The 4,087-nt window shown below is 40.6% G+C and carries 4 protein-coding genes and 1 pseudogene; 3 read left to right on the top strand and 2 right to left on the bottom strand.

All coding sequences use genetic code 11. The features are described 5' to 3' along the window. Nucleotides 1-709 (bottom strand): annotated as a pseudogene (locus LC605_RS31515) (PAS domain-containing sensor histidine kinase); the annotation flags it as partial. A gap of 763 nt (nucleotides 710-1,472) precedes the next feature. Continuing rightward, complete coding sequence (locus LC605_RS31510; protein WP_229551329.1) at nucleotides 1,473-1,976, bottom strand: 2TM domain-containing protein; 504 nt, start codon at nucleotides 1,974-1,976, stop codon at nucleotides 1,473-1,475. A 143-nt stretch (nucleotides 1,977-2,119) separates the two neighbouring features. Between LC605_RS31510 and LC605_RS33210 the strand changes: the two genes are divergently transcribed. The 3 genes from LC605_RS33210 (at nucleotide 2,120) to LC605_RS31500 (ending at nucleotide 3,998) form a co-directional block, all read left to right on the top strand. Beyond that, nucleotides 2,120-2,245: a hypothetical protein gene (locus LC605_RS33210; RefSeq protein WP_267868728.1), complete on the top strand. Its 126-nt coding sequence runs from the start codon at nucleotides 2,120-2,122 to the stop codon at nucleotides 2,243-2,245. 93 nt (nucleotides 2,246-2,338) lie between these two features. After that, entirely contained in the window at nucleotides 2,339-3,055 is a 717-nt protein-coding gene (locus tag LC605_RS31505; protein ID WP_229551328.1) for an ROK family protein, read from the top strand. A 718-nt stretch (nucleotides 3,056-3,773) separates the two neighbouring features. Beyond that, nucleotides 3,774-3,998, top strand: a complete 225-nt coding sequence (locus LC605_RS31500; protein WP_229551327.1) for a hypothetical protein — start codon at nucleotides 3,774-3,776, stop codon at nucleotides 3,996-3,998. Nucleotides 3,999-4,087: the final 89 nt, after the last annotated feature.

Genomic DNA, 4,087 nt, shown 5'->3' with positions numbered 1-4,087 from the left:
ACTCGTGCTTTAGTGCAGCTACCTTTAAGAACCTTAAAGTTTTATAGGGGTCGCGACTATCAGCAACAAAAGAAGAAGTAGTTTCACAAGCATAAACTGAATAGCTAGCTAGAAAAAACCACTTTGCCCATTCTGCAAAGCTCAGGCTATGTGTGCCACTTGAGAGACATTTCAAACTAGTAAATGAGAAGGCTGACCATACTACGCCTTGAGTACAAAACACTAACAGCAATAAAATCGCTGGGAATACAAAAAATAAATGTAGCAGCGCTAAAGCACGAGTGCCACTGAACGCTAAAACAAAAGGAATCGCTGTAAATAAAACTTTTAAGAAAGTTTCTGGACAAGAAATACCTAATGGTTGAAAATTGACTTTAATTAGGTCGGTGAGAATAATCGCATATAGTGCTGGTGCTGCTGCCCAGCTAAAAAAGTATGCTAAGGCTACGTAACGGCCTAAGCTAGGAAACTTCTTTAATAGCCTTGTGGTATAGTTTGGTGTTCCTCCTGCGACATCTGGCCAGTGTCTACCTAGACTTTGTACCTGCAAGTTAAGCAAAAAGGAAATGATCGTGCCAAAAAACCAAACTAAGATAGCTCTAGAGCCTAACGCTGCATGAATGATGGGGGCAGTACTAATCCATCCAACATGGCCGGTTAACCCAAAGCCCCAGGTTTCAAGATAACTTAGAGTCCGTGGTAAGCGCATTAGCAAGTATTGTGTAACATAGTTTGATTTATTATTGCCCACTTACTTATTGGTTATCGATTTTATTTACGGCTATTGGTGCTAAATATACTTCCCCACAGATTGTGTTGCCTAAGTTACCGCTAAGTATAGCTTTGCCTAAGTTGGTAGTGAATGAGCGTAAAAAAAACTTTGCGCTCCTCTGTGCTATGGTCTGCGTTTAAACTTACAGCAGTTTTCATGTATTTGAACCACAAATAGACCTCACTTCCATTCCTCTCTCCTACGAGGAGAGAGGGTTTGATTTTCTCCCCTTCCCTACAAGGGAAGGGGCTGGGGGTTAGGTTTCATAATTGTAGTTCATTTACCTGAAAATCGCTGTAAGCTCTGAATTGGTTAAGGGGAATAGGGAACAGTTAAAAATGCGGGATTGAAGCAAGGACACCGTTTTTCTCGCGCTACCCGTCTCGAAAAACATATTTTTTTAGTGAGCTTTAGACTCATAACTAAAGTTGAAAATTTTTTCTGTTCCCTATCCCTTGTGACGAATTTACGAAACTGTATACTAAAGGACTTCCAAAAAATAAATTATCCAAAATTATTTGTACATTTGTAGGGGATCTAGGTCTTGCGCCTCGACGATGGGATGTTTTTTTAACTGGAAGTCCCTAACAGCATCTTTAAAAAAACAGACCACCATACCGATGTGTAAGACGAGTTTCTCTAGGAAACGCTACCCCTAGCAAGCTTTTAGAGTAGGAATACCCTGACGCGAGCGAATGTACTAAGCCTGTAATGCCTTAAACCACTTATTCAAAACTGTACTGATGGTTTTCTTAATCTGGTGGTTACGGCTCCACTTTTGGAATGCCATTTCATACTCTTCGCCTTTGATTTGGAAGGTATTCCAGACATCAAGCCCTGCTGTCAATCCGCAGAATAGCAAAATGTACAGCGACCAAGAAATTCCGCCACCAGCGATGAAATCAAGCAGTATCAAAAAGCCATTGAAAATTGCATAATTGCCTAGACGCTTCTGAAATCTTCGGATGCGATAGGCGTCAAAAGCCTTTCGCTGTTGGACTTGACCTTGTTGTACTAACCAATCACGTTCGGCTAATTTTAAAGACTCAGGTGAAATTTCTAACTCAGCAGCAATTTCTAAGATCTGCTCATAAGAAAATTCTGTATCTTTGTCATCAGCTTGACGAGCGATCGCTAAGTGCAGAATTTGTTGGACATCTTCTTGGCTATAAGAGCGGATGCTTTGAGGTTCAAACGCCGTCATAATTCTTTCTCTTAATATTACTTTTAATTAATAGAAATTTGCTGCTCGATAGATTTTAAGCAGCTACGCCAGTACTATTCCCATTATTCCTACATTAGCAAATCTAGATGCTGTCCTGCATCTAATGTATTGAATTTTTAACTTTGAGTAAAACGCGTCAATTCCTCCTCTACTTTTGGTTGTCCATAGTTATTCTCATTGTCCCCTCATCTCCCTCATCTCCCTCATCTCCCTCATCTCCCTCATCTCCCCACTCTCCCTCAATCTAAAGACTCTCCAAACATCCCGATATTATTTAGATGCAGCAGAGCATAATAACGAAGTAAGAACCAGAAACCAAGCAGTAAGAAGGATGTAACTCAATGGTTGAAGAAAATGGAGTGATTCGTACCCTATCGGTTGATATTGGCGGTAGTGGCGTTAAGGCTATGGTTTTGGATATTACGGGAAATCCGATAACGCAAAGGGCGCGTTTAGATACACCCCAACCGGCGACACCAGAGGTTGTAATTAACGCAATTGTTGTCTTAGCAGCCGCTCAAGGTGAATTTCATCGCGTTTCGGTAGGTTTTCCCGGTGTGGTGCGGTGTGGAGTCACGGAAACAGCAGTAAACTTACATCCAGATTGGATCGGATTTGATTTGGAAACAGCATTATTAAAATACTTAAACAAGCCTGTACGGGTGATTAATGATGCAGATATGCAGGGTTTTGGAGCGATCGCAGGTAAAGGTGTCGAATTAGTGATTACTCTGGGTACGGGGTTTGGTTCGGCTTTATTTGTGGATGGTAAACTAGTGCCGAATATGGAAATGGGGCATCATCCCTTTCGCAAAGGAGAGACTTTCGAGCAGCAGTTGAGGCGTGCAGAATTAGAAAAAATTGGTGAGAAGAGATGGAATAGGCGTTTAGAAAAAGCGATCGCATCTTTGCAACATCTGTTCAATTATGATTACCTTTACATTGGCGGTGGTGAAGCCGTGAAAGTCAATTTCCAGCTACCGTTAAATGTGAAACTTATCCCCAATATCACCGGTTTATTAGGCGGTATCGCTTTGTGGCGAGATGAAAAAAGGTAAAAACTTTTTCATCTCGCCACAAGCCGGCGTACTAAGTAGAGTTTTGCATTCATTGGTAGCGAATGGACTCATATCATATCCACTTTGATTTAAGGTGTTTCTTGCAGGGTATAGTACAGCGTAAATAAACCACCCATTCCAAATCAATAAAATACTTACGCTGTATTCATTTTTAACTTCTAATTTTTAATCTTTAATTCCGCCTTGCAGTACTATAGGACTCCTATTTGATTTTTGAACAGTCAAGCTGCCTAGAAGCCAATACAGTTCAGTTAAGCATTTCTTTCTTCTCTTTGCGTCCTTGGCGTCCTTCTCCCTTGGCGCTAGCCTCTCCCTTTGGGAGAAGGGGAGACGCTACGCGATGGCGGTTCGTAAAAAAAATTGACTTTGGCAAAGAGTTTTAGCCTTAACCCAAGCGTATTGGCCTAGAAGCTTGACATACAAAGCTTGACTTCTCAGTATACTGAGCAACATTCAAGTAGGATTCCTATAGTTCCAGCGTAATTGCTGCTTTTATGTATTTTTCGGAAATAGTAGTCGCCTAATTGTGAAATCTAGTTTTCTAAATCTGGTAATTAAGTTTACTGAAACTCGAAATGACAAACCTCGGTGCTTTCACTTATTGTCTTAATTAAGCAAGGAGTTGAAGCGAAACAAAAGCAACAATCAACTCCGAGCGAACGTTAACTGCAAACATTCTCATTCTAGGAAAAAAATCATGCAAGTTGTAGAAAATAACGCTTTGTTTACCGAAGTTTCTGCTGAACAATCTTCCGTTATTGGTGGTGGTGGCAAAAAAGGCAAGAAAGAGTATAAGAGAAATGATTTTCATTTCAATCTTGATGCTTACTTATTCATTATAGGTGCTGGCGTTGTATATGGTGTCAGTGGACTGACAGCAGATGAAACCCATTATGCTTGGGAAAGTGCAATCAGTTTGTAATCGCTTTATCTAGAGTATGTGCCTGAAAATCAATGGATATATTCCACACTTTTTCAGGCTTACCTAATCATGATTACAGGATAACTGAG

The sequence above is a fragment of the Nostoc sp. CHAB 5836 genome (genome assembly GCF_020829445.1).
Taxonomy (GTDB): Bacteria; Cyanobacteriota; Cyanobacteriia; order Cyanobacteriales; family Nostocaceae; genus Nostoc.
Note: the sequence above shows the minus strand (reverse complement) of the source record. Positions and strands in the feature narration are given on the sequence as shown.